The organism is Hyphomicrobium sp. MC8b, assembly GCF_905067615.1.
Lineage (GTDB): Bacteria > Pseudomonadota > Alphaproteobacteria > Rhizobiales > Hyphomicrobiaceae > Hyphomicrobium_B.
Genome location: NZ_LR898465.1, coordinates 2,487,125 through 2,511,727, shown reverse-complemented (window position 1 = coordinate 2,511,727; position 24,603 = coordinate 2,487,125). Strand labels below are relative to the sequence as shown.

Below are 24,603 nucleotides of genomic sequence, written 5' to 3'. Positions count from 1 at the left end.
TGAAAGTCGGATGTGAGGGAGATTGCGGAAAATTTAGGTGAACGTGAACGTGCACAGATTGTTCTGAGCAAGAGAACAAACTCGCATCTAAAACGCGCGTGCTGGCATGCCACACGTGCCTGACGCACAAGGTTCACATTGCGCGTCGGATTTCGCCGAAGGTCGAATTGTTCGCAGACATCAGCCATTCCATTCGCGTCTGCACGTAAAAAATGACAGGGGATTCGCTGCAACACGGCCTGGACTTCGCGCGCCAAATCGCATCCGTGGAATGATACTTTCTGTCGGATGCGCCATCATCCGCCCATAGGCCTGCGCGACACGTGCGGCGACCAGGGGAGGGGGCTTTGGCGACGATCATTGCCGTGCACGGAACGTTTGCGGCGCCGACATCGGCTGATCCGAACGGCGGTCCGATGCCGGAATTGCAGTGGTGGGAAGCGGGTAGCACGTTCGAAAAGGACATGCGCGCCTGCGTCGAGGCGCGGGACGGTGAACTGAATTTCGTTCCATTCTCTTGGGCCGGCGACAACAGCGAAGTCGAACGCCGCGAGGCTGGCGACCGGCTGACGAAAGTCATGCGCGACCTCGAAACCAAGAGTGAGCCCTATTGCATCGTTGGCCATAGCCACGGCGGCTCCATCGTCTCCGACGCATTGCTGAACAACGCCGCCCGCCGCCGTCCGCTCGCCAACCTTAAGCGCTGGATCACTGTCGGCACGCCATTCCTGAAGCTTCGGAAAGAGCTTTGGTTGCTTACCCGTTTGAGCTTGATGCGGAAGGTGATCTTCGTCGCCTCGATGATGCTGCTGATCATGTATCTCGTGTATCTGATCGCAACACAGTTCGACGGCGGACGAACCTTGTTTGGCGGAGTCTTTCCTCGCGTATCAATCTTTACGGGCGTTCTTGCAAGCTTACCGGCCTTGGTCTTCTATGTCGTCCTGCACTGGCTGGACCGCCGCAGTCTGCTCAGCTACCGAAAACGAACGACGAGCCGTGCCCGCATAAATTTCGCCCCGCGATGGTTGCCGCTGTCTCATCCCGATGACGAAGCGATCCAAGGGCTCTCGCTGCTGCCTGACGCCAAGCTCGATTTTTTTGATAAATCGTTTGCCGTCTCGTCGATCACGCTCCTATCGGTCATTGCACTGCCGATCATCTATTTTGCCATTCTGCTGTCGCCGGCCAAGATGGTTGGAATCGCGAACTGGATGAAAACCGAGATTTACGACGCCAACGCTTCACCCGAAGCGGAGGCGGCGTTGAAGGATCTTCGCAGCCAGCTGATGGCCGCTTGGCGCGGCGAAGGCGAGGCCGTGAAGACCGAGAGCGGTGCGGCGGTCCCAAAGCCGTCGGATCCGAAGGCTGCGTGGCAGCAATATCGCCAGAAACGCAACGAACTTGAGCAGAAATACCCCAATCTTGACGCTATCGAACGGGGAATGCGCTTCAAGAAACGCTTCTTCGAGAAGAACGGGCAGCCCTGCGAAACGCTCTGCGGAAACGGCGAAGATATCGCGACAAACAGCGGCCTTCTGCTGCACGTCGTCACCGACGAATTATCTTGGGCGCTGGGAACGACAGATCTGCGAGACCCACGGCTGCGCTGGTTTGGTACGATCTTCGTGCCCGCGATTATCGTTCCAGCCATTCTTGGCATTTTGGCTCTCGTTCTTATGGTCGTGATTCAAGGCATCGCGACAGTGGTCAGCGCGGGATTGGCGAAAATCCTGAATGGCATCACGAACTCGGAAGTAAAGCGCGCCGCTTACGGCAACGACACAGACGGCGAGGTTGCTATCGGTGCCCTGGACCGGCCGACGTGGGTCGAAAAATCTCAGCCGCGCCTTCCTGCGGCGGTCGCCGATCTCGTCACAAATTACTCCAATGCCGCTGCAAGTTTGACGATCGCCAAGTTCCGCCACGCGATCGGGCAAATCCGGTTCGCCGTACCACCGCATACAGCCGATACTGCTATCAGCACGTATTTCACCTGGAAAGAACTGGTGCACGCGTCCTATTTCGACGTGCCCGAATTTCGCAAGCTGATCGCTCAGGCCATCAGCCGTTCGGATGGCTTCGTGGCGAGCGCACGCTTTCGCGCCGATCCGGATTTCGCGCGGACGGCCGAGTGGCTGGATGCCATCGAGAACGCACCCGGCACCACTGAAGAGCCGGCCGATCGCGAGCCGACGCCGGGCGACTCCAAGGCCGTCGCGGCCGTCGTCGGTTCGACTGTGAAAGCCTCGCCCTAGCTGAACGAGGCCTCGCGCGTCACCACCGCACGGTGCGGCCCATATAGTCGAGATATTTCAGGCCCGGCGTTCCCGACTGAGCCGATATCGTGTCGACGACGCGCGGAATGCTTTCCTCGATACCGAGCGTCGCGTGTGGGCCGCCCATGTCGGTGCGGACCCAGCCCGGCGCAATGATAACGAGAGAGCGGCGGCTGCCCCGTTGCCTGGCCGCGTAGCTGCGCATGAATGTATTGAGCGCCGCCTTGCTGCCGCGATACACCTCCCAGCCGCCGTGCTCGTTATCGGCCACGCTGCCGAGGCCCGACGACATGACGCCGATGGTGCCGGACGGCGAGACGAGCCCATCGAGTGCCTCGATCACACGCATCGGGCTGAGGGCGTTGGTGACCATCACGCGAATAAACTCGTCCGTCGAAACATTGCCGATCGTTTCATCCGGATCGTTAGCAACACCCGCGTTGACGAACAGCAGGTCGAACGTTCTCCCCGCCAGCCGATCACGCAACGCCGCAACTTGATCTTGCGCCACGATATCGACCGTTTCGATTTCGAGCGATCCGGCGTGTCTCGCTTGCAGATCGTGAAGCGCTGTTTTCGTCTGGCCGCGCACGGTCGCAACCACGTGCCAGCCGCGTCGCAGATATTCCTCGGCGAGGGCGAGGCCCAGGCCGCGCGACGCGCCGACAATCAACGCTGAAAGTCTTTTGTCGGACATGGATTGTTTCCTTTCGATAATTCCAATTGCTGAGATCGGTCCCACCCGGAAGCAGTCCCACACCGCGAAACATCGTGCATCCAGAGCGCGGTTGCGAGTGCGGTGGTGTCAAGGGTTTGATGACAAGAAAGAACGGCGACGCAGGCAAAGCGCTCAAAAATATCAATGCCAGCTTTATGAATGAAGGCAAAAAAGCCCCTCCGCGTTTCGCCGCGAGCACACTGCTTCCGGAAGCTGCGTGCCATCGGCGCTCAGTTCTTGACGCGCTAGGGCAAGGCTGATTGCTATGCCGCCCGCATAGGCGTTGGAGCGTAGGGAATGACGAAAGAGCAGCATGAAATCGAGGGTGAAGGTTCGCAGCGGGAAAGTGGAAATTCTTCCGGCATCAGCAGCCGGTCATTTTCCGCAGCGATATCGGCGCTGGCACTCGCATTCTCGGGTTACAGCCTTTGGGACAGCTCGCTGAAAGCGCCGGATATCAAGATTTTCGTGCCGCCGGTCATTCAATTCAGCGCGCCGTACAACAACAGCAACTTCGAAGTCATCGAAGTTCCCGTCACGCTCCTGAACGACGGCGGCCGGACCGGAACCGTCATGTCGATGGAGTTGGAAGCAACCAACACCAAAACCAATGAAACCAAGCATTTCTACGCTGCCAATTTTGGCCGCTGGTCCATGGAAAAAGCCCGTTCGCTGGCATTCGATGCGTTCGCGCCCATTCCCTTGCCGGGCAAGGCGAGCAAGACTGAGACCGTCCTTTTCTTCACCGATGGCGCGAAAGAGAAGCCGGACCAGCTCATTCGCGATCTCGGCGTCTACAAATTCCGCTTGGTTCTCGACAAAGCCGAAGTGAACGATTTCGGTCCGCTCGACAAGTTTTTCCATCGCGGTCCAGCCGAGGTGACGTTCGCTATGGAATTGCGCGATTACGATGCCAGAGCATTCAACGTCGGCACATTGCCTCTTTATTCGACGACGGGACGCTCAGCGAAAGGCGGGGACGCACCACCAGAATAGTTGTCCCGGCTATCGGTTGGGACGTAAGAGGACTAGCGAAGTTCGTTCGTCACCTGATTAAATCGTGTTTTTAGGCCGCCGTTGCTGCAATCGCGATTTCCGCAATGGCGACGTCACCGTCCGTCACATAGTGGTTGACGCGTCCGGTCTTCACCTGATCGCCGGCGCGATAGAGCCTTGCACCCGCGATGGCGCCGCAGCGGGTCAATTCGCTGACGATGAATTCGCGTTCGATGTCGGTATCGGGGTCGGTCGCGTGCGTGATTTGGAAGGTCAGACGCGTAAGGGAAAATCCCGTGTCGCGTGTGCCTGCGCCGATCCAAAGAACGCGCTCCTCTTCGCCGGGACGATCGGTATTGAGCCAGAAGTCGAGCGTATTGGCGTTCGCCTGTGCATAGTCGAGCCCTTGCGCCCAAAAGCGGATGTGATGACGTTTGCGCGGACTGTTATCGATCGCCTTTTGAAAGCCGATATCCTGTCCGCGTCCGAATAGGTACAGCGTGCTGAACGGCGCCGTCGGATAGGGTTCGTTGAGGACGAAGGCCTTCGCCATGCGCCACGAGCTTTCCAGCGTCAGACGATCAGCTTCAACCCAACCGGCGGCGGCGAAGGCATCGCGCAGCTGTTGGAATGTCCCGGCCAGGGCCACATTGATCGGATCACCCGGCAGACCATCGCCCGTGATTGTGAAGCTCGGTACATGTCGCGCCCGTTGGATTTTAAGGCCCATTCTGACCGCATTCGGAAGGATGAGATAGGCGCCAATTGCGTAGGCCACGCTCAGCGCCAGGATCGGTGGCAACCGGTGATCGACGAACTTGAAGACGTCGACGATCAGCCAGATGCTCAAAGCGCCGAGGCCAAGAATGGCCACGCGTTGCAAAAGCCGAATTGCTCGTCTCACCATGCGCTGCTACAGCCCGGTCGATCGCACAAACCCGACGTTATTAAGAGTGTTTGGATTGGCGTTGCAAAGGAAGTTTGCGCGGGTGGTTGATCGCGCTATGCATCGGCGCCAGCGTCGACGGCGACACAAATGCCCCCTCCAATCGGCGCGCAAAGCAGGTACAAGGAGGCCGTGACCATTGTTTTGATGGCGCGCATTCGACGTTGCTGCACTGCCAGGTTTTTTATGCAATATCAAGCACATAGATTTCCAGTGCAATGAGGCGGCGCCCGTGGACTAATCCTCGGAAGGTACGCATACGAAAATGTACGCGGTCCTTCGGACTAATCGGTAGGAGAGGCTCAACGCGCCGACGGATTGAAAGCGGTACCCGGCCATGTCCGTATCCTTAGCGGACATCGGCTGGTCGACAGTAGAGAAGGATGCCGAGACGCCATTGATCGATGTACGGCTGCGCTATCCGGCATCGAGCTTTCGGCGGATCGCCTCTAGCTCTTCCATGCGCGCCTTCACCTCGGGCCAACGCAGCGCGCTGAGGCGCGCGATCATCGCCTCGATCAGAACCGAGATCGGAGCAAAAGAATCCCAATTGGAATTGACCGCGATCCGCAACGCGAAGACGTGCTCGGCGACGGCAGATAACGGCGACAACCACTCATCCGTGAACAGGATAATCTTCGCTCCGCGAGCAGCCGCTTCCTTTCCCATGCGCACGACGTCATCCTGGTAGCGACGAATGTCAAACAGCAGGTATGTGTCCGACGATGTCACTCCCAGGAGATGCTCCGCCCAGGTCGCCGTCTGGCTGTCAATGATGGTCACGTTCGAGCGCAATTCGCGCAAGTGAAGATACGCCTGCAGCGCAAGGCTTGATGTGAGACGACCGCCCAGGATCGTCACCGGTCGAGCTTCTTGTGCGAGCAAGGCAATGGCACCGTCAAATTCCGAAGGCCGTATCAGGTGCATCGATGCGGCCATCGCGCTCGATACGGATTCCCAGTACTTGGCAAATGGAGGAACCTCCGCCAAATCTCGCGCGTCGGCCGAGAGGATGTCTTTTGTCAGCGGTGATCGGAGACGCGCTTCCAACTCGTCGCGCAGACGTTGCTGAAAATCCGCGTACGCGCCGAACCCGAGCTTAGCAATCAAGCGCAGAACGGTGGGATTGCTCACATCTGCTTGCTTGGCGAACTGCGCCACCGTCTGCAGCCCGGGAACCGGATAGTTGCCCAACAGAATAAGAGCGGCTTTGCGCTCCGTTGGCGTCAGTTGGTCTAACCGCCGGCGGATCATTTCCGCGACAGTGGTGTGAGGCAGGCCGGTCATTAATAGCGCTCCAGGTCGTCCATTGCCTCTGAGCCAAGCCGGGTCCGTGCCAAATAGTACAGCATTCCCGCTCCAAATCGATGAAATTTCTTGCACGCGCTGGCTCCTGAGAGAGATTCGCGCGCCCATAACTGGTCTTAACGTCGATAACCAATTTGGAAAAATTGGTACATATCTCTGTTATTTATGGAACTAAACAACACACATATTGCATAATCTGTTCTATTTGGTACATCGCTTGCAATGGCGTTGACGGAAGGGGCTCGACGGGACGCCCCAAGCTGAAGCAGGGGAAAGCGCATGTATCCGTCTGTAGATGGTAGCACGGCCGCCGCGAAAGTTGCCGACCGGTCGACGTTTGACGTTACCAAACAAGAAGACCTTCATCTCTTGAAACCAAAGGCTGTTGGACTCGTCGGCGTTCTCTTTCTGACGCTGACGGGAGCCGCCCCAATGACGGCCAGCCTTTTGAATATCCCGATTGTCGTCGGTAACGGCAACGGATACGGCGCGCCCGCCGCATTCCTAGTAGCGACGGCGATCCTTCTGCTGTTTTCCGTCGGCTACGCAGCAATGGCCTCGAAAGTATCGGCAGTCGGCGGATTCTATTCCTTCATCAGTCACGGTCTCGGACGTGAACTCGGCATGGCATTTGGATTCTGCGCCGTCGCCGCATATGCGATCTTCGAACCCGCGCTTGCCGGCGGCCTTGCGTACTTCTTGAACCTTAAGCTCACTGAACTCTTCGGTATCAATGTGCCGTGGGCGCCTCTCGCGGTCGGCATGGTGGTTCTGATTTCGGTGCTGACCTATTTCGAGGTTCAATTATCTGCTGCACTCCTCGGCGTTGCGTTAGTCGCAGAAGTTCTCATTCTTCTGTTCTTCGACCTCGGCATCTTTGCGCATGCTGGTCACGGCGCGACGGTATCGTTATCGGCGCTCAATCCCATCGGCGCCTTTCAAGGTTTCGAACCCGACGGCAAACTGCTGGGCGGCGCCGCTGGTATCGGATTGTTCTTCGCTTTCTGGTCCTGGGTCGGCTTCGAAATGGCTCCGAACTATGCCGAAGAGTCGGTCAATCCGAAAAAGATCGTGCCCATTTCGCTTTACGTGTCCGTTATCTGCCTAGGGGTGTTCTACACGATCACCACTTGGGCCGTGGTCTCATCCTATCCCGACTTCCATTCTTTGATCGACGCCGCGCAGAACAACTCTGCGACGTTCTTTTTCGATCCAGCCACGAAGCTGCTCGGGCCGTGGGTGACATCAATTATGAGCTATCTCGTTCTGACGAGTTCGTTCGCCTGTGGCATGGCTTTTCATAACACTGCTGCCCGGTATCTCTATGCGTTGGGTCGCGAGGGCGTGTTTCCGAAGGCATTAGCGCGGACCCACGTCGTTCATAAAACGCCGTATGTCGCGTCCGTCGTCCAATCGGTGATTGCGATCCTCGTCATCGCTGCATTCGCCGTCTTCATCGGTTCCGATGACCCGAAGACCGATGCCTACGCCGGGTTGTTCTCCCTCATGGCGCTGATGGGGACGATCCTCGTGCTCGCCGCTCAGGCCATCGTGTCGCTTGCGGTGATTGTCTACTTCAAGAAAAATCACCCGTCTGAGGCAGGCCGTTGGTCGACGTTTATCGCGCCGACGTTGGCGTTTCTCTCGCAAGCGTTTGCGCTCTATCTTTGCGCGACGAACATGGAGTTCCTTGGTGGCGGCTTTGCGTTCGCGGAATGGATCATCCCGCTCGACATTGCGATCTTCGCAGTGGGCCTCGCCGGCGCGTTCTTTATCAAAGCAACCAATCCGACAAAATTCGAAAAAATCGGCAGGCTCATCTATCAGGGCCTGCCCGACGGGATGATCGCCTCTGCCGAACACGCGGCAAAACAGCGATAAACTTACGCAACTGGTGGTTCCGGCGCGCGGCGCCGGCCACCGCACGCAACGATCTCGAACTCCAAACTAAGGACAGCATGATGTCGGCCAAGCAGCCTCATTTCATCGAAGACCACGGCCTCTGGAGCGAAGAGCAAAAGCTCATGGCCGCCGATCTGATCGCCCGGATCGAACGCGAAAATATCAAATACATTCGCATCGGCTGGGGTGACCAGCACGGCATCGTGCGCGGCAAGACGGTGACGGCCGCGGAATTTCGCTCAAACCTGAAAAGCGGCAAAGATTTTCAACTCGTCACGGCGATCTTCGATACGACGAACCATCCTATCGTCGCGCCGTTCGGCGATTCCAATAAACTGAACGTTCCCGAGATGATCGGGCTTCCCGACGGTGTGCTTGTGCCTGACCCGTCGACATTTCATGTTCTGCCGTGGGCGCCGGACACCGGCTGGATCCTAAGCGACGCTTATCTTTCGAACGGTACTCCGTGTCCTCTGTCGACGCGCCAAGTTCTGCGCAGCCAGCTTGAGCGTCTCGAGGAAAAAGGCCTTGAGATGGTTGTCGGTCTTGAGTTCGAATTTTACGTTTTCAAGCTCGAAGACCCGAGCCTCCGGCCTGAAGAAAGCGGCTATCCGCCGGAGCCGCCGAAGGTGTCGATGATCTCCCACGGCTACCAGTATCTGACAGAAAATCGCGGAGACGAAATCGACCCGGTTCTTCGTTTGCTGCAGTCCAATCTCGAAGCGCTCGGCCTACCGCTCGCAACCGTCGAAGACGAGTGGGGGCCCGGTCAATGCGAGATAACTTTTAGTCCGATGACTGCCATGAACGCTGCCGACAACGCTCTGCTCTTTCGTTCGGCCGTGAAGCAGATCTGCCGCCGCAACGGCTATCACGCGACGTTCATGGCAAATCCGCAGGTGCCAAATGTTTTTCCCAGCGGTTGGCATATGCATCAGTCCATCCGGCGCATCGCCGACAAAACCAATATGTTCATGGCCGAAGGCACAGAGGGTCCGCTTTCAGCATACGGCATGAATTACGTTGGCGGCTTGCTGCAAAATGCGGCGGCAACCTCTCTCATGACCACGCCGACGATCAACGGCTACAAACGTCAGCGTCCTGACGGTTTCGCGCCGTTCAAGGCAGGCTGGGCACTGGAAAATCGAGGCGCGATGATCCGCGTCATCGGACGGCCAAACGACCCCGCCTCTCGTGTTGAAAACCGCGTCGGCGAGCCGACGGCGAACCCCTACCTCTATATCGCCTCGCAGCTTATCGCCGGACTCGATGGTGTCGACACGCAAAAGGATCCAGGCAAACCGGCTGCTGCTGCTTATCTTGCCGACGCGCCGCTTCTACCACGCAGCCTCATGGATGCTGTGGAAGGCTTTCGCAACAGCGCCGTCATTAGGGACGCAGTCGGCGAAAAATTCTGGAACTATATGATCATGCTTAAAGAGTATGAAGTCGCCCGCTTCCTGGCCGCGGTTACAGACTGGGAGCAGAAAGAGTACTTCGAGATGTACTAGAGCGGCTTAATCATTCAACGCTTAGGGTATCAGGAGGATGCTTTGAAGATCGCCGCTGCTCAGATCAGGCCCGTTTGGCTCGACAAACGCGCGACCGTCGCAAAAGTCATCGACACAATAAAGCTCGCCGCTGCCGAACAGATCGATCTGCTGGCCTTCCCTGAAGCGTTCGTCAGCGGATATCCGTTTTGGTTATGTCGGACGGATGCCGCCGCGTTCGGCGACCCGAAGCAGAGCGAAGCGTATGCGCGCTTTCTCGATGAGTCGATGGAAGCCGATTCCGAAGAGGTGAAAGAAATCGTGGAAGCGGCGCGCGACTATCGCGTGTCCGTCTTTCTCGGTTTTAACGAGCGCGGCAATGGTATTGGTCGAGGCACGCTGTACTGTGCGTTGTTGAAGGTCGACTGCAATCAAGGGCTGTTGGGCGTACATCGCAAGCTCATGCCTACTCACGATGAGCGCTTGTGCTGGGGCGCTGGAGACGCCCACGAACTCCGCACGCACCGCATCTCAGGAGTTCAGGTCGGAGGGCTTTGTTGCTGGGAAAACTGGATGCCGATGGCGCGCTTCGCTCTGTACTGCGGCGGCGAGGAGCTGCATATCAGTCTATGGCCCGGCAACGCGGTTGTCGCCGAAGGCATCGTTTCTGCTACAGCGCGCGAAGGCCGCGTCTGGTCGCTGAGCGTCCACGGACTACTCTCCATGAGCGATATTCCCGATGATTTTCCATTCAAATCGCAACTTATCGCGGATGGTCACGACGTGATTTTCAACGGCGGCTCTTCACTTGTGGCACCGGACGGTACGGTTGTCATACCTCCATCTCCTGGCGTCGAAGGATTGATTTCGCACACCATCGACGTGAAAGAAGTCTACGAGAACCGACAGCTTTTCGACGTGACTGGACACTACTATCGCCCGGATATTTTCGACCTCCACATTCGCAGCGAGCGTTTCGACGCCGCGAAGCTGCGGCGTTGATCGCTAGAAATCTTGCATTTTAATTAGGCTGCCGGTCGAAGATGAGGGTTACCGTCATTCAAAACAGCGCGTATGGCCGCGCCGGTCTCGTTGAAAAATTCATAGCATCGAAAGGTTGGACGTGTCGGCGCACGCTGTCGCCCAAAGATATTGTGACGACTGACCTCGCCGATATCGTGGACGATGTCGTCGTCTTTCTCGGATCTCGCCGCGGCGTCTATGAAACCCATATTCAATGGATTGCGCGCGAGCGCGCTTTGATGAAGCGTCTCGTTGACAACGCTATTCCGGTCGTTGGGATCTGCTTTGGCGCGCAACTCCTCGCGACCGCCTTGGGTGGCACGGTCAAACCGATTGGACATAGATACCGTGGCTGGATGGAAAATGCCTTTGCCAGCACGCCGGTGTGGCAGGGGCCCTGGCTTCGTTGGCATGGAGATTTCATTACGTTGCCGGGCGAGATAAAAATTCTAGCGAGAGATAACGAGACCGTGCAAGCGTTCGAATATGGCAATGCCGTGGGCGTCCAATTTCATCCCGAAGTTTCAAACGCGGTTCTCAAAGACTGGGGCGCCTATCGGCGTTCTATGCCCGAAGAGGACCAGATATCTCTCGCGAAGGCGTTGAACTACGCGGACGACCACGCCTACGAAATCGAAAAACGGGCATTCGAGCTATTCGATAATATTTTTGGGAAGATTGTGGGTCGGAGCTTGGCATGAAGCGGCCCATATCGCTGCTGCAGGTCCACCGCCGCCTTGATGTCCGGTTTTCTCCCCAAAAGGTAGATATCACTTTTTGAAGCGGCCGGCACCGCCACCGATTGATCCGGATACGGAATGTTATCCGCAGTTTTTGAATCCAATAATTCCCTATTGTGTCCGAACCAGTTATGAAGGTGTCGACGATGGTCCAACGCGCAGGCCGTCGCGCACTTCCATCAGAACGCGCCCGGCCCAGTTGAGACCAGTGCCGTCAGGGCCGATGCCCCAGAACGGCTCGCTTGGGCAGTCTTCAACCAATTCGGCGTTCCCCGTCGCGAGTAATAGGATCCCCAAACCCCCGTTCTGCACAAACTTGGCGTAGTCGGCACGACGCATAATGTCGAGTTTCACCTCATGCCAGTCGGCGCGGGGTTGCTCGCCGTGCTTGCGGAACCATGAGCTCTGCGAAACCCGGCGAGGCGAAGTAGGCGGTGCCGCAAGGCGTTTGGCCAATCCGGGATGAACGGCTGCGCGGATAGCCGCCTTGTATTGCGGATTGGCCGACTTCTGCGCCTGATAATAATGCTCCACCGTGGGCCAGGCTTCGCCGTCAATCACAATGGGGCTTGAATGGAAATGCGAGAGAAAGCGGAACCGCTCACGATCGCGGCCGAAGTAGAGGATGCAATTGTCGAGTGGAACAATGACGCTTGGTCCATCTCCAATCATAGCTACCAGTCATCTCAAAAATTTAGATAGTCATATGGTGCACCAGGTCGATGTCCGCGCGCCTCGCTATGGCCTCGGCTGCGGGTTGACCTCGGGCTCAGGGTTTAGATATTTGCGGTCGGGTGGCGGTGGCTTGGGAAGGGCTAGGGCATTGTAACCTTGGTTGCCGCACCCCAGGAAGAGGAGCGCGGACAGATCATCGAGCGGGATGTTGAAGGGCCCGGCCTTCCTGCCTTCGGTGAGGTCGAGTTCCAGAACGGCGAACGAGCCCGTGCGCAGACCGGTGTTCAGGTCAGTTCGGTCCACAGTGCAACGCTCGCCGGCGGCGTAGCAGATGAACTTTTTCGTCACTCCGCCCTCAACGGCTAGCGTTCCGCCGACCATATGGCCGCCGCGGGCCATTACCTCGACAACCAGCGGCTCGACCCAGAACGAGTAATATGTCCAGTTGTCGGCATCGACGATATTGCGTGCGACGCTGCATCCGTTCTCTGGCCTGATAGCCCAAGGGCCGTACTTGACGCCGATCTTGCCGTCCGCCGGATAATCTTCTTCTGCCGCGGCCTGTGGTGTGCTGAGGAAGAGGACGCTAGCTATTGCCATAAAGGGAATACGCACGGCTCGACCTTTCAAGTTTTCTAGCATTGCACAGCAAGCGGCGCAGTTTATCCGTCAGCGGCGCACTCCCAATCTGCGTAGATTATCGCGGGCATATGCAAAATTCGGGTCGATGTCCAAGGCTCGGTTTAGATCGGAAATCGCTTGCTTCCTGTTACGGAAATAGGTGAAAAGTACCCCCCGGTTCGCCCAGGTCCAAGCATTCTGCGGATCAACGCGGATTGCTTCGTTATAGTCGGCCATTGCGAGGTCGAGCTGGCGAAGATCGAAATAGATCGTCCCGCGATTGTTATAGGCTGGGCCATAATCGCGGTTCGCACGCAGCGCATAAGTGTAGAAGTCAATAGCTTTGCGCTTGTCTCCCGTCTTTTCGGCGATAAACCCGGTCAGAAAGTTCGCATCCGCTTGATCGGGATCAAGCTCCAAGGATTGAGCAAGGTCCTTTGATGCCGGTTCGTACTTTGTCGCCGTGGAGCAAGACGGAGGTCGCGGAAGCATCGCCTTGCACGTGTCTCCTTCCTCGTTTGCGATTTGCACGCTTGTCCTCGCGCGCATGTAATAGGCTAAGGCCTTCGATTTATTGTCGGCGGATTGAGACATTTCGACAAGCTTGTCGAAGACCGGGAGAGCTGCACGATACTCACCCTTGTAGAAAAGGGCCTCGCCCTGATCGTACGTGCTCTGGAGTTCAGAAGAGCTAGGGGACGAATTTGAAGGAGTTGGTTGCGGGCTCGGTGCGGGGGAGGGCGTCGGCGCGGCTGGCGCGGGCTCTGGCTCCGGTTTGGCTGACGGCTCCGGAGTAGGCGGCGGTGCCGCCGGAGTTTGAGTTTGAGTTGGATTGGGTGCCGGCTCCGGAGTAGACGTTGGTACTGCAGGGGTCGGCGTCGGAGTGGGCAACGGCTCCGGGGCGGGCTTGGATGGAGGAGGAGACGGCGGTTCAGGCGTTGCCGGCGCCTTCTCGTTCTGGACCGGCTTGACCTGCGGTTCCGGGTCTGGCGCGGGCGGAAAAGGGTCAGGCAAGAGGCCCGCTGCCCAAGCCGACGCTAAGGCGGCAACGATTCCGGTGCTGAAGATCAGTAGGCGCAACTTCCGACCCGCCGGCAGCGAACTCGCCGCCACGTAGGCACCGGCAGCTAGCTGTGTGGATGCGGGCGCCGCATCTGCTGCCGACGCGCAGGATGGGCACTGACTGTGGGCATCGGCGTCGTAGATATGGCCTTCGACGCAGCGAACGAGCCGTGTGCTCATTTTTAATTCCAAAGAAAAACTGGCTACGCCCATCCAATATTGCAGCAGCAAAAACTGCAGCACAGCAGATCTAGCCAGATTTTACAACGTCTTCGAGCGGAGACCCTGGCGACCTAGAGATCCGTATTTTCCCTGGCGAATTTGTTGCCCGGCGTGTCAGCTTTGACGTAAATTGTTGCCGCTACTGCCGTTTGATCTGTGAAACGAGTGGCAACGACAGATCCGGGGGAACTCGACCACCGGACGGATCAAGCATTTGGAACAGCGGATTGTTTGGGCGGATCGTTTGCAGAAGCTGCTCCTGGACGATTGCGCTAGGGACGGGGTTCGTTTCAAAGAAATCACGCGGGGTGCTGGATTGGTGATCAATCAGAAGTTTGATCAGCGCCTTCGCGGCGTCTACGGGCATGCGTCGTTCGGCAACGAGACGGCTGACCTGAAGCGCCGATGCGGGGTCGCAGCCACCGGCTTTCGCTTCGTCCAGGAGAAGTTGGGCCGCCTTCTCATCTTCTGGCCGGTTAGCGAGTTTAATGCCGGCCTTTTCCAGCGCGCGGCGGGCGGCGGTCGCGTCGAAATGGGCTGAGATCGTCAGAAACTGAGCGAAATCGATCACGCCGTCGGGGGCGGCAGCGGCGCGCAGACTGTCGATATAAGACGCACGCTCATCGGCTGTTGCAGTACGGGTCCCAGGAGAAATGCTTGCAGACAGCAGCCTGATCCATTTCGAGATGTCGGAGAATGATATCTGTTTGTCTGCGTATTTCTGGCCCAAGTCTTTGAGCATCGTATTGCCGGGTGAAGCGAAATCGGTCCCGGATGTCCTTACATCTCTCGCGGCGACGATCGTCGAGGTCACGGCGCCTGAAAACCGATCAACGATCGCTTGCGCGAAAGCATCCTTGGCGCCCGGATCGTCAAGGCCACACGTCATCTTCTCGCAATGGGATGCCGCAATCGTTTTTTGGAAATCCTCAAGCTCGGCAGCGGATACGTCGACAGGTGCGAGCGAACCACGTTCGCCACTCTTAAGGCGGACGAGCAATGCGTAGGGTTCACGGTCTGAAACCTTGCCGCTGACAAAGGTCGAGGGCTTCGTATCGCCGTCGAGACGGGCCGACCAGGAGGCCGTGAGGTCGCAGACCATATCGCCGCCGGGGAGAGGGTTCAGCAACTTCACATACACCGTTAGCAGCTCGTCGACGTTGAGCTCATTGATCATGTAAGTGATGGTCCCGGAGGTTGGTTGTCCTGAGGGGCCAGCGCTGGTCCGGTTTGTTACCTCCGTTTGCACCTTATCGGTCTCGAAGAATGGTTTTTGCGCGGTACGGTCGGGCGGCGGATTCACAGACCCGTTCTTACGTGGCAAGTTGCTAGTAATGTAGAGATTGAGTGAAGGCGACGTGCATCCTCTCCAGTCGAGACGCACGATGTTCCAGTAGACGGCCTCGGGTTTCTGGTTGCGCTTCAGCAGCTCGATCTCGGCGAGCAGCTTGGCGACCTCCACCTTCAAAGCGGTGATCTCTTTTTCCTGAGCAACCAACAGCTCTTCAAGTCGCTTCACCTGCGACGTGAGCTGATCGACCTGGATCTTCAATTGGTGGATGTTGAGCAGAGCCTCTTCGAGCTGCCGCGTCGCCTCATCAAGCTCATCCAGAAGTGCGTCGATCTCCTCATCGGTGAGCCGACCCTTCTTCAGCTTGTCTTGAGCCTCCTGAAGTTTCTGTTTGGCGTGGTCCACCTGCTCCGTGGCTTCGTCTGCCGTGCGCTGGGCCACCGGGTCGCTAGTATAATAGGGCATCAGCACAATCATGAGCACGAGGAACGCGCCCATGGCTTTGGTGATCACCGCCATCATGGCGATCTCGCTGCCACCTGCCGTGTCGCGCCGTATCCGTCTCATCGCGCCTGCCCCGTCCTCCCTCGCCTCATCATGTGCGCGGTACGTAAATACGGTTGATGAGATTCTTCAGACAGTATTGTGCGGCATCGTTCAGCGCGCTTTCTTCCATCTTCTGCACCGCGTGCTGAAAGAACACCAATACCGTGCTGACGAGGAGTGCGACGAGCGTCGTGTAAAACGAGACTGCAAGGCCGCCGGTCACACGGCCGATATCGATCTTTCTCGGGTCGATGAACTCCAGCGCGACCGCGATGCCGACAATCGTGCCGATGAAGCCGATAGTCGGGATCAACCAAGCGATATAGCGGACATTCTGATAGCGCAGGTCGACGCGATGCGTGAGTAAGTCGAGGCTGCTCTGCATGATCGAAACCGCCTGGTCGACCGAGTGGCTGGCCTGCAGTTGCGTTGTCGTGATGTCTATCAGGTAGGGAAGGAAGCCGTTGTCGCCGTCGTAGAGTTTCGACACCTTGCGGCGGATCGGGCCGAGGTCGCTGACCTGCAACACGGATGAATCGTCTTCGGGCAAGAAACCGCAGCTCAGGAACGCACTCTCGGCGCTGGCGGACCGCCAGCGGATGTAGAGGTCGGCGAGACCGGCGGCGAAGATGAGATACGTCATGTTTTGAATGGTGAAGGGGTAGGGAAAGATGCTGCCCTTGTGATGATCGAGCACCAACGCCGCCGCGACCGAGTTATAAGGCAGCGCAAAGCTCAAAATTCCGATGATCAGCACGGCCATCAGCAGTGCCGTTGCGTAGACCATCGCTGAATTCAAGCGGCCGTTTCTGCCGCGCGCGAAGGTCGAGCTCTTCGAGAGGACCGGCGTCTCTGTTTGCATGCGATCTGGTCTCAGTTGTTGGAGAGACTAAAGAGGCAACGTCATAAAATCCGTTTTCAGAGCGTCTTTTAGTTGAGCTGTGTCGGAAGTCCGTTGTCAACCGGCTCTACCCACGCGGTTTCAATGGAGCAAGAGTAATCGCTCCGCTGACGTGCATCCGCCGGGCGCATTCTGCTAATAGGTGTGATGATAGATGGGCGAGTTCGGCTGATGCTCGAGTACTATTCCTGAATCGCCCATAATGGCCCTTCGCGTATCAGCTAACGAAACGTCCAAATCTCGTTTAGAGATGTTCAGCCCTCTGCACTATGCGCCAATACCAGGGGCGCCTAGAGGGCTGCGAGCCTCGCGAAGTACACATTCTTTGCGCCGAACGAAGCCGGACCTGATTTTTTCCGACCAGGAAACCTTCGTGCTGTGAAGCTGCTGCTGGGGGCACCAGATCGAACGCTCCGAGCGTTAGCTAAGCATCCAAGTCGATGAGGATATCGAGATCGCCGAAGATCGACATCTGAAGCATGGTCTCAGCAAATCGTGAACACTGCCGCTGGTCGGTCCGAATACGATTTCTGCAACTGCTTCCAGAATTTAGATAGCCGACCGCCCTTGTGAATTTCGGGTGTCTCCAATAAAACATTGGGCGGAATTAGACGTAAAAATATAGCAATATGAAGTGCATAAGTCACAGATTCTGCGTGGCCCCCATGATGGATTGGACTGACCGGCATTGCCGCGTCTTCCACCGCCGTCTGACGAAGCGTGCGCTGCTTTACACCGAGATGGTCACCGCTGATGCCGTCATTCACGGCGACCGCGAACGATTGCTCGGATTTTCCGCCGAGGAACACCCGATCGCTCTGCAACTTGGCGGCTCCGACCCGGCGAAGCTTGCGACCGCCGCGCGGATCGGTGCGGAGCTTGGATACGACGAGATCAACCTCAACGTCGGCTGCCCTTCGGATCGCGTTCAGGAAGGTCGCTTCGGTGCGTGCCTGATGGCAGAGCCAGAGCTTGTCGCCGCGTGCGTCTCCGCCATGCGCGAAAGCCAGCCTGTCCCCGTCACCGTCAAGTGCCGCATCGGCATCGACGATCAAGATGCCGAGGCCGATCTGACGCGCTTCATCGACGTTGTCGCTGATACCGGTTGCACCTCGTTTGTTGTCCATGCTCGCAAGGCTTGGTTGAAAGGCCTCTCGCCGAAGGAAAATCGCGAGGTGCCCCCGCTCGATTATCAGCGCGTGTATCGGCTGAAGGTGCGACGGCCTGATCTCACCATTATCATCAACGGCGGCATCGAAACCATCGCCGATGCTGAGACGCATCTCGAACACGTCGATGGCGTCATGCTCGGCCGCGCCGCTTATCAAAACCCGTATATTCTTGCGGATGTCGATCGGTCCATCTTCGCCGACGCATCCGCACCGCCGACGCGAGGCGAGGCATTGACAGATCTGCTTCCCTATGTCGAACGTCACGTCGCCAAGGGCGGCCGGTTATCGAACGTCACGCGTCACATTTTGGGTATCTATCACGGTCAGCCGCGTGGCCGCGCGTTCCGCCGCCTGTTGAGCGAGAGCGCAACCAGCGCTTCCGCCACCGCAGAGGTGCTGAGCGAGGCGATCGCGCTCGCAGAGCACGGCTTCGGACGGCAAGACCGTCCCGATGCAGCCTGAACCGACCGCATGGCATTCTCAACAGTCCCGACACATCATCTGATTGAATTGCTGGCGCTGCTTGCCGGTGCGGGGCTGCTCGCCGGATTTTTGTCGGGCCTTCTCGGCATCGGCGGCGGTGGCGTTCTCGTCCCGGTCCTCTATGAAGTCTTCGGCGCGGCAGGCGTTTCCGAAGACATCCGCATGCACATCACGCTCGGCACGACGCTCGGCGTCATCGCGCCGACCGTATTTCGCTCGTTTGCCGAATATCGGGCGAGAGGTACAGTCGATACCGGCATCGTCAAGCGCATGGGGCCATGGATTTTTTTCGGGGTCAGCGTTGGTATCGTCGTCGCGTACTACGCCAGCAGCGAAGTTTTGCGCTGGATATGGGTGGTTTTCGGCTCAGCGCTGGCCGTCAAAATGTATCTCGGCCGCGACGACTGGAAGATCGCCGACACGCTCCCACGTCGCCCGTGGCTGGAAATCGCTGCCTTCCTGATTGGCTTGGTATCGACGCTGATGGGCATCGGCGGCGCGACGTTCACGGTGCCGCTGTTCACGCTGCATGGCATGCCGTTACTGAGAGCCGTTGGAACCGCAACTGGCATCGGTACTGTGATCGCGGTTCCGGGAATCGCCGGCTACATCATCTCGGGCTGGGGCGAGCAGGGATTGCCACCGCTTTCGCTCGGCTACGTCAGCCTCGGCGCGCTGCTGATCGCGCCGCTCGCAGTCTTTGCCGCGCCCTATGGCGTGAGGCTCGCGCACGGCATCTCGAAGCGCGCACTGGAACTCGCGTTCGCAGTCTTCCTGACGACCGTCGTCTCGCGTTTCCTCTGGACGCTTTTTTAATTGGCGCTGGCGACTCCCTGCGGGAAGCCGGCCGCCAGCGCAAATGTATGGCGAATGCACGCACCGGCGGCCGGGGCGCGCTACGCTTAAACAGCTATCTTCTGATTGTATTCGCCGACTTCGGGAAAGCGCGAAAGCTGCTGGTCGATGTCCTTGAAGATCGCCTTCATGTTAGCTTCCGACGTCGGGCTTTCGACCACAACGACCAACTCCGGCTTATTCGATGATGCGCGGACAAGGCCCCACGTCCCGTCTTCCAGCATCACGCGCACGCCGTTGACGGTGATGAGATCGCGGATCTCCTGGCCTGCAATCGTGCCTCCGCTCTCTTTCTGTTTCGTATAGTGCTCGGTGATCCGATCAACGACGCCGTACTTTTTCTCGTCGTCGCAATGCGGCGACATCGTCGGCGAGCCGTAGGTTTTGGGAAGCGCGTCGCGCAGATCGGCAACCGTTTTTCCAGGACTGCGATCGAGCATGTCGCAAACGGCAATCGCTGAAACGAGGCCATCGTCGTAGCCGCGGCCAAGCGGCTCATTGAAGAAGAAGTGGCCCGACTTTTCGAACCCGACCAGCGTCTTGTGTTCGAAATTATAGCGCTTGATGTAGCTGTGGCCGGTCTTCCAATAGCTCGTCGTCGCCCCGTTAGCGATCAGCACGGGATCGGTCGTGAACAGGCCCGTCGACTTTACGTCGACAACAAACTTTGCCTTCTTGTGGATCGCCGAAATATCGCGCGCCAGCATCACGCCGACCTTGTCCGCAAAGATTTCATGGCCGTCGTTGGCAACAACACCGCAACGGTCGCCGTCGCCGTCGAAGGCCAAGCCGACATCCGCGCCGGTTTCGAGAACCTTTGCAGAGACCGCATGAAGCATCTTCATGTCTTCGGGGTTCGGATTGTGGTTCGGGAAGGTGTAGTCGAGATCGGTGTTGAGCGGGACGACTTCGCAGCCGATCGCTTCCAGCACTTGCGGGGCAAAGGCGCCCGCAGTGCCGTTGCCGCAAGCCGCGACGACCTTCAAGCGGCGCTTCAGCTTCGGACGATTGGTCAGCGCCTTGATATAGCGCTCGGCAAGATCGGAAACGAAGATATAGCGCCCGCCGGTCTTGGCTTCGAACTCACCGTTGAGAACGATCGACTTCAATTCGGACATATCGTCGGGTCCGAACGTCAGGGGCCGCGACAATCCCATCTTGATGCCGGTCCAGCCATTATCGTTATGGCTTGCCGTCACCATTGCGACGCCTTCGACGTCGAGTTCGAACTGCGCGAAGTAGGCCATCGGCGACAGCGCGAGGCCGATGTCATGCACCTCGCATCCGCCGGCGAGCAGCCCCGTCATCAGCGCCTGCTTCACCGCTGCCGAGTACGAGCGGTAGTCGTGACCGACGACGATGCGCTTCGGCACGCCGCGGCGTGCAAACAGCGTCGCCATGCCGAGCCCGACGGCATTGAGGCCCATCAGGTTGATTTCCTGCGGGTAGAGCCAGCGCGCGTCGTATTCGCGGAAGCCGGTCGGCTTGACGAGCGGAAGGCGCTCGAAGTCGGCGGTGTTGGGCTTCAGGTCAGCGCGTGGCTTCGGTAGCATGAGGTTCTCCTCGAACGTGGTTCATTCGGGGACCTTAACGCGCTTTGGCATGCGCGTGGTTCCGACGGCCGCTCTATCAGCAATGTTCTGGGCGGAATAGTGGAATAGTCACTCTTCAAGCTCGAGTTTGTCACCGCGCATCTCGACGCGCGACAGCCGCCCCAAAAACGACATGCCCAGAAGCGTGCGTTCGGAAGCACCTCGTTCCGACACCACGCCTTTGACGTTTCGCACAGTGATATCGCCGATTTCGATGCGTGAAATCGTGACTGGCGCGACACGTGCAATGCCGTTCGCTGTTTGAGCCGTATGTGTGAAATCCGACGGTTTTACGAAAATTCCGGCTCTGGCGGCATCGTCATAGGTCAATGCAACGAGAGACGCGCCCGTATCCACCATCACGTCGATTTCCCGGCCGTTGATTTCGGCCTCCGTCAGAAAGTGGCCATATTGACCAGCAGGCAGCGTCACCGAGTTGGAAGCATGCGAGGCAACGACTGGTACATCCAAAGCGGGGGAGGGTGCCGTATCTGTCTGATCGGCAACCATAGGTGCCGGATGTAGCCGGTCCATGATACCGGCGACGACGCCAGGATGTGTCAGGGTATAGGCAAGTCCAACCGCGCCAACAGCCGCGATGGCGAAGGACGCGAAAAGACTGGCCGTGGCCGACGACATTTCCATTGCCCTTTCAACAGCGCCGCGAACCCTTGACTTCGGGCCCAGCTATTGCCGAAGCGTCGCGAAATTGCCTGCCACTTGATATGACCCGAGACGTCTTAAAAAACTGGAACCGAGAAGGGTTTCGTTAAGAGTTCCAGCCTTCGCCACCAGGCCCTCGACATCATTCATGACGAGCGGCCCGATGCGGACGGATTTGAGACGCACCGGCGCCAGATAGCTCGTGCCGTTGGCGGTCCTGAGCGGGGTATCGTAGGCGAGGGTGCCGATATCGATGCCGGCCTTTTCGGCATCCGATTGCTTGAGGATGACGGTCGCCGCGCCGGTATCGATGCGTGCCGTCAGCGCCGCGCCGTTGATCTCCGAATTGGCCAGAAAGCCGCCGTCGTCTGCACGACGAAGCAGGACGGACGCCGAAGCATCCCGCGGCGTCGGTAACGCGCTGTCGTTTGCGTGTCGCGCAAAGGTCATGACATCGGCAAGCGAGAACGCCACGTCCTTGTTGAAAGCACCCATGACGAGCACCCCACCCGCGATGCAAGCCGCCAGCGTCGGCCAGACGGCGAGCCGCCGTTCGCCGCGATGGCTCAGAAGCGTGGCGATGTAGAGCGCCAGCAGAATGCCGATGACGGACGCTGCAACTGGGAGGTTCGGAATCGCATCGAAATTGAAGCCGCCAAGCATCGACGCGCCCAGCACTCCGGCGAGCCCGACGACCACGACGAAAAGCAGAAAGATCAGCATGCCCCGGCCTTGTTGAGTGAGAAGATGGTGATTAGCGCGCCTCTCCGGCCACCCGCATCGGTGCATCGGAACCGAACGATGAAGACGATGGACGCATCCGCGGTTGCCGCGGCTGCCGCGGCGCGCCGGTATCGCGGTGACGTTCCTGTCCCACTGACTGCAGCGGCGATAGCGGATTGAGAACGCGCTGAGGCGGTATCGTTACGGTCACTTCGGTGCCCTTGCGCAACTCTGACTGCAAGTCGAACGTGCCGCCATGCAGATGGATCAGGTTCTGCACGATGGAAAGCCCGAGGCCGGTGCCGCCTTCGGCGGTTTCGTGCGCAAGCGAGCCCTGGCCGAATGCCTGCAGGACGCGCGGGATCTCGTTCTTCGGAATGCCGGGTCCGGTGTCGGCGACCGTCAGGAACTGGCCCCCATCCTGGGTATTTCCGACGATCAGCGTGATGCGGCCGCCCTTCGGCGTAAACTTCAGCGCGTTCGACAGCAGATTGAGGCAAATCTGGCGCATCGCGCGCGGGTCGGCCCACACCTGAGATACGTCCGGGGTGAAATCTTCGACGATCATCAGCGCTTTTGAATCGGCCTTGATCTTCACCAGTCGCTGACAATCCTCGGCAATATCGGTCAGGCGGATCGGTTCTTCGCTTAGATCGTAGCGCCCGGCCTCGATCCGCGAGAGGTCGAGAATTTCGTTGATGATGCAGAGCAAGTGGTCGCCGCTCTTGTAGATGTTGTGAGCGTAATCCCGATAGACGTCGTTGCCGATGGGGCCGAGCAGTTCGCGCTCCATGACTTCCGAAAAGCCCATGATGGCATTCAGCGGCGTGCGAAGCTCGTGGCTCATCGTGGCAAGGAAGCGGGACTTCGCCTTGTTCGCGGCTTCGGCGCGGCGCCGGGCTTCGTCCGAGATGGCGGTGGCTTCTTCGAGTTCCGAGATCAAGCCGTCCTTTTCCGCCCGGTATTCGACCATCGCCAGCGCCGTCGAGTGCAGCCCGCGCGCCAGATAGACGAAAAAGACGTGGATGCCGATCGCCATCGAACCGAGGGCAAAATAGAACGGATCGCCGAGGGAGAAGAGACGCGCCGCAACCGCAACCGTCATCGGCACGGTGCCTGCGAGAAAGAGTTGTGGTAGCGTTGATGCAAACGTCATACGGATCGCCAGCACGACCATCAGCGTCGCGAAAATAAACACATGCGATGAGAACGTCGCGGGCGACATAAGATGGTGCCCGCCGCCGCCATGGATCGACATGCCGATCAGCGCGAACGCCGCGAGCGCAAAGCCGTTGACGAGTTCGATGCGGACGAAATGACGGCGCCACTGTCCGACATTCACCTCGGTGCGCGGAATGGAGAGCAGCCGCCGGCACTGATCGAGCATATAGACGCGCGAGATCGACACGATCGCGATCCAGGTCGTCGCCTCCGTGAAGGACGCCCAGAACATCGACGTGATGTAGAAGATGAAGCACAACGCCGGCATGGCGAAGGGCGCGCTGGTCTCGTTGCGCGCAAACATCGTAAGCAGTTCGTATTCGAATTCCGGCTTATTGACGGTGCCATGCGTGAGCTTTTCCCGGAAAGACCTGAGGTCATTCCGAGATTGGGTCTGCCGCATAGAGGGCGCTGCGTCGACAGCCGTTGCTTCGACACTCTGAACGTTGTCGTCCATCCCGCGAGCCGTTATTCCCATTCCATGAATTTGCGCGTGCTCATGCCGGGCGCAGTTCGTAAATTGGCGGCAATTCGTTAAAGCAAGCCTTAAAGGTCTCCTTCGCCTGTCGAAAAAGGAGGCTACACAACCAGAGCGAAGGAAGCCGCAAATGGGGCGTTGGCGACGCTGGAGACGGCGAAACTGGGCATCCTTTGTTAAGCTTGCGCTGGTTTTAACTTTGTTTGCCGCAGTCATCGTCAACGGCCACCGCAACTGGAACACGCGGTGGCACCGTGCCGACCCGGCCGATCCCTTTCCGCCAACGGTCACCGGCTATGGAGATCCTATCGACGGCGACAGCCTATGGGTCGGCAAAGAAGAGGTGCGCCTCAAAGGCATAGACGCACCAGAATGGCGGCAAGGCTGCGAGAAAAACGGCACGCGCTGGGATTGCGGGGCGGCGGCGCGGGACGAACTGGTCCGTGCCATTGGCGATGATGACGTCACCTGCGCCATCGAAGAACGCGACGTCTACGGCCGAATGCTGGGTCGCTGCACGGCCGGCGGTCGCGATCTCAATGCACAAATGATCGCCTCCGGCATGGCGGTCGCCTATGGCGCGTACTGGGACGAGCAGGCCGTCGCGCGTGCCGAGCGCAGAGGACTTTGGGTCGGAGCTTTTGAAGAGCCGCGCGATTGGCGTCGCGAGCACGCCTCCGGGGATGACAGGTGAAC

The 24,603-nt window shown here is 58.5% G+C and carries 21 protein-coding genes; 9 read left to right on the top strand and 12 right to left on the bottom strand.

The annotated features are described in order from the left end of the window. The first annotated feature begins 347 nt into the window (after positions 1 to 347). Positions 348 to 2,258 (top strand): hypothetical protein, encoded by a 1,911-nt coding sequence (locus ACLB1Z_RS12050; protein WP_409560074.1) that lies wholly within the window; start codon positions 348 to 350, stop codon positions 2,256 to 2,258. Between the two features lie 19 nt (positions 2,259 to 2,277). Here the strand turns inward: ACLB1Z_RS12050 and ACLB1Z_RS12045 are convergent, their stop codons facing one another. Continuing rightward, positions 2,278 to 2,976 (bottom strand): SDR family NAD(P)-dependent oxidoreductase, encoded by a 699-nt coding sequence (locus tag ACLB1Z_RS12045; RefSeq protein WP_409560073.1) that lies wholly within the window; start codon positions 2,974 to 2,976, stop codon positions 2,278 to 2,280. A 318-nt stretch (positions 2,977 to 3,294) separates the two neighbouring features. Between ACLB1Z_RS12045 and ACLB1Z_RS12040 the strand changes: the two genes are divergently transcribed. Next, a complete protein-coding gene (locus ACLB1Z_RS12040; protein ID WP_409560072.1) occupies positions 3,295 to 3,993 on the top strand; it encodes a hypothetical protein in 699 nt (232 codons plus the stop codon). Positions 3,994 to 4,063: 70 nt separating this feature from the next. Here the strand turns inward: ACLB1Z_RS12040 and ACLB1Z_RS12035 are convergent, their stop codons facing one another. Beyond that, a complete protein-coding gene (locus ACLB1Z_RS12035) occupies positions 4,064 to 4,900 on the bottom strand; it encodes an LssY C-terminal domain-containing protein (RefSeq protein WP_409560071.1) in 837 nt (278 codons plus the stop codon). A gap of 456 nt (positions 4,901 to 5,356) precedes the next feature. After that, entirely contained in the window at positions 5,357 to 6,226 is an 870-nt protein-coding gene (locus tag ACLB1Z_RS12030) for a MurR/RpiR family transcriptional regulator (protein WP_409560070.1), read from the bottom strand. Between the two features lie 300 nt (positions 6,227 to 6,526). Between ACLB1Z_RS12030 and ACLB1Z_RS12025 the strand changes: the two genes are divergently transcribed. The 4 genes from ACLB1Z_RS12025 (at position 6,527) to ACLB1Z_RS12010 (ending at position 11,363) form a co-directional block, all read left to right on the top strand. After that, a complete protein-coding gene (locus ACLB1Z_RS12025) occupies positions 6,527 to 8,128 on the top strand; it encodes an APC family permease (RefSeq protein ID WP_409560069.1) in 1,602 nt (533 codons plus the stop codon). Positions 8,129 to 8,208: 80 nt separating this feature from the next. Continuing rightward, on the top strand, positions 8,209 to 9,660 hold the full coding sequence (locus ACLB1Z_RS12020; protein WP_409560068.1) for a glutamine synthetase family protein: 1,452 nt from the start codon (positions 8,209 to 8,211) through the stop codon (positions 9,658 to 9,660). Between the two features lie 42 nt (positions 9,661 to 9,702). After that, positions 9,703 to 10,641, top strand: coding sequence for a carbon-nitrogen hydrolase family protein (locus ACLB1Z_RS12015; RefSeq protein ID WP_409560067.1), 939 nt, complete (start codon positions 9,703 to 9,705; stop codon positions 10,639 to 10,641). Positions 10,642 to 10,682: 41 nt separating this feature from the next. Further along, a complete protein-coding gene (locus tag ACLB1Z_RS12010) occupies positions 10,683 to 11,363 on the top strand; it encodes a type 1 glutamine amidotransferase (protein ID WP_409560066.1) in 681 nt (226 codons plus the stop codon). 168 nt (positions 11,364 to 11,531) lie between these two features. Here the strand turns inward: ACLB1Z_RS12010 and ACLB1Z_RS12005 are convergent, their stop codons facing one another. The 5 genes from ACLB1Z_RS12005 to ACLB1Z_RS11985 all read right to left on the bottom strand — a co-directional run bounded on the left by ACLB1Z_RS12005 (position 11,532) and on the right by ACLB1Z_RS11985 (position 16,681). Beyond that, positions 11,532 to 12,074 carry an NADAR family protein gene (locus tag ACLB1Z_RS12005; protein WP_409560065.1) on the bottom strand — a complete coding sequence of 181 codons (543 nt, stop codon included), beginning with the start codon at positions 12,072 to 12,074 and terminating at the stop codon, positions 11,532 to 11,534. A 66-nt stretch (positions 12,075 to 12,140) separates the two neighbouring features. Continuing rightward, positions 12,141 to 12,692 carry a hypothetical protein gene (locus ACLB1Z_RS12000; protein WP_409560064.1) on the bottom strand — a complete coding sequence of 184 codons (552 nt, stop codon included), beginning with the start codon at positions 12,690 to 12,692 and terminating at the stop codon, positions 12,141 to 12,143. A 54-nt stretch (positions 12,693 to 12,746) separates the two neighbouring features. After that, positions 12,747 to 13,190, bottom strand: coding sequence for a tetratricopeptide repeat protein (locus ACLB1Z_RS11995; protein ID WP_409560063.1), 444 nt, complete (start codon positions 13,188 to 13,190; stop codon positions 12,747 to 12,749). Between the two features lie 931 nt (positions 13,191 to 14,121). Further along, a complete protein-coding gene (locus ACLB1Z_RS11990) occupies positions 14,122 to 15,840 on the bottom strand; it encodes a hypothetical protein (protein ID WP_409560062.1) in 1,719 nt (572 codons plus the stop codon). Positions 15,841 to 15,868: 28 nt separating this feature from the next. Then, complete coding sequence (locus tag ACLB1Z_RS11985; protein ID WP_409560061.1) at positions 15,869 to 16,681, bottom strand: MotA/TolQ/ExbB proton channel family protein; 813 nt, start codon at positions 16,679 to 16,681, stop codon at positions 15,869 to 15,871. A gap of 707 nt (positions 16,682 to 17,388) precedes the next feature. Here ACLB1Z_RS11985 and dusA point away from each other — a divergent pair. After that, a complete protein-coding gene (gene dusA, locus ACLB1Z_RS11980; RefSeq protein WP_409563270.1) occupies positions 17,389 to 18,354 on the top strand; it encodes a tRNA dihydrouridine(20/20a) synthase DusA in 966 nt (321 codons plus the stop codon). A gap of 9 nt (positions 18,355 to 18,363) precedes the next feature. Beyond that, positions 18,364 to 19,191, top strand: a complete 828-nt coding sequence (locus ACLB1Z_RS11975; RefSeq protein ID WP_409560060.1) for a sulfite exporter TauE/SafE family protein — start codon at positions 18,364 to 18,366, stop codon at positions 19,189 to 19,191. Between the two features lie 86 nt (positions 19,192 to 19,277). Here ACLB1Z_RS11975 and ACLB1Z_RS11970 read toward each other — a convergent pair whose 3' ends face one another. From ACLB1Z_RS11970 to ACLB1Z_RS11955, 4 genes are all read right to left on the bottom strand, one after another. Continuing rightward, entirely contained in the window at positions 19,278 to 20,783 is a 1,506-nt protein-coding gene (locus ACLB1Z_RS11970; RefSeq protein ID WP_409560059.1) for a phosphomannomutase/phosphoglucomutase, read from the bottom strand. Between the two features lie 108 nt (positions 20,784 to 20,891). Continuing rightward, positions 20,892 to 21,461 (bottom strand): TIGR02281 family clan AA aspartic protease, encoded by a 570-nt coding sequence (locus ACLB1Z_RS11965; protein WP_409560058.1) that lies wholly within the window; start codon positions 21,459 to 21,461, stop codon positions 20,892 to 20,894. 48 nt (positions 21,462 to 21,509) lie between these two features. Further along, positions 21,510 to 22,208, bottom strand: coding sequence for a TIGR02281 family clan AA aspartic protease (locus ACLB1Z_RS11960; RefSeq protein WP_409560057.1), 699 nt, complete (start codon positions 22,206 to 22,208; stop codon positions 21,510 to 21,512). 31 nt (positions 22,209 to 22,239) lie between these two features. Continuing rightward, the gene (locus tag ACLB1Z_RS11955) at positions 22,240 to 23,886 is read right to left on the bottom strand and encodes a sensor histidine kinase (RefSeq protein WP_409560056.1); all 1,647 of its coding nucleotides are present in this window, start codon (positions 23,884 to 23,886) and stop codon (positions 22,240 to 22,242) included. 151 nt (positions 23,887 to 24,037) lie between these two features. Here ACLB1Z_RS11955 and ACLB1Z_RS11950 point away from each other — a divergent pair, with 151 nt between their 5' ends. Beyond that, positions 24,038 to 24,601 (top strand): thermonuclease family protein, encoded by a 564-nt coding sequence (locus tag ACLB1Z_RS11950; protein ID WP_409560055.1) that lies wholly within the window; start codon positions 24,038 to 24,040, stop codon positions 24,599 to 24,601. Positions 24,602 to 24,603 lie beyond the last annotated feature (2 nt).

Coding starts and splice junctions, on each gene's coding strand:
- ACLB1Z_RS12045 (WP_409560073.1), bottom strand. CDS start 2,976: ATGTCCGACAAAAGACTTTCAGCGTTGATTGTCGGCGCGTCGCGCGGC.
- ACLB1Z_RS12040 (WP_409560072.1), top strand. CDS start 3,295: ATGACGAAAGAGCAGCATGAAATCGAGGGTGAAGGTTCGCAGCGGGAA.
- ACLB1Z_RS12035 (WP_409560071.1), bottom strand. CDS start 4,900: ATGGTGAGACGAGCAATTCGGCTTTTGCAACGCGTGGCCATTCTTGGC.
- ACLB1Z_RS12030 (WP_409560070.1), bottom strand. CDS start 6,226: ATGACCGGCCTGCCTCACACCACTGTCGCGGAAATGATCCGCCGGCGG.
- ACLB1Z_RS12025 (WP_409560069.1), top strand. CDS start 6,527: ATGTATCCGTCTGTAGATGGTAGCACGGCCGCCGCGAAAGTTGCCGAC.
- ACLB1Z_RS12020 (WP_409560068.1), top strand. CDS start 8,209: ATGTCGGCCAAGCAGCCTCATTTCATCGAAGACCACGGCCTCTGGAGC.
- ACLB1Z_RS12010 (WP_409560066.1), top strand. CDS start 10,683: ATGAGGGTTACCGTCATTCAAAACAGCGCGTATGGCCGCGCCGGTCTC.
- ACLB1Z_RS12005 (WP_409560065.1), bottom strand. CDS start 12,074: ATGATTGGAGATGGACCAAGCGTCATTGTTCCACTCGACAATTGCATC.
- ACLB1Z_RS11995 (WP_409560063.1), bottom strand. CDS start 13,190: ATGCTTCCGCGACCTCCGTCTTGCTCCACGGCGACAAAGTACGAACCG.
- ACLB1Z_RS11990 (WP_409560062.1), bottom strand. CDS start 15,840: ATGAGACGGATACGGCGCGACACGGCAGGTGGCAGCGAGATCGCCATG.
- ACLB1Z_RS11985 (WP_409560061.1), bottom strand. CDS start 16,681: ATGCAAACAGAGACGCCGGTCCTCTCGAAGAGCTCGACCTTCGCGCGC.
- dusA (WP_409563270.1), top strand. CDS start 17,389: ATGGATTGGACTGACCGGCATTGCCGCGTCTTCCACCGCCGTCTGACG.
- ACLB1Z_RS11975 (WP_409560060.1), top strand. CDS start 18,364: ATGGCATTCTCAACAGTCCCGACACATCATCTGATTGAATTGCTGGCG.
- ACLB1Z_RS11970 (WP_409560059.1), bottom strand. CDS start 20,783: ATGCTACCGAAGCCACGCGCTGACCTGAAGCCCAACACCGCCGACTTC.
- ACLB1Z_RS11965 (WP_409560058.1), bottom strand. CDS start 21,461: ATGTCGTCGGCCACGGCCAGTCTTTTCGCGTCCTTCGCCATCGCGGCT.
- ACLB1Z_RS11960 (WP_409560057.1), bottom strand. CDS start 22,208: ATGCTGATCTTTCTGCTTTTCGTCGTGGTCGTCGGGCTCGCCGGAGTG.
- ACLB1Z_RS11955 (WP_409560056.1), bottom strand. CDS start 23,886: ATGGACGACAACGTTCAGAGTGTCGAAGCAACGGCTGTCGACGCAGCG.
- ACLB1Z_RS11950 (WP_409560055.1), top strand. CDS start 24,038: ATGGGGCGTTGGCGACGCTGGAGACGGCGAAACTGGGCATCCTTTGTT.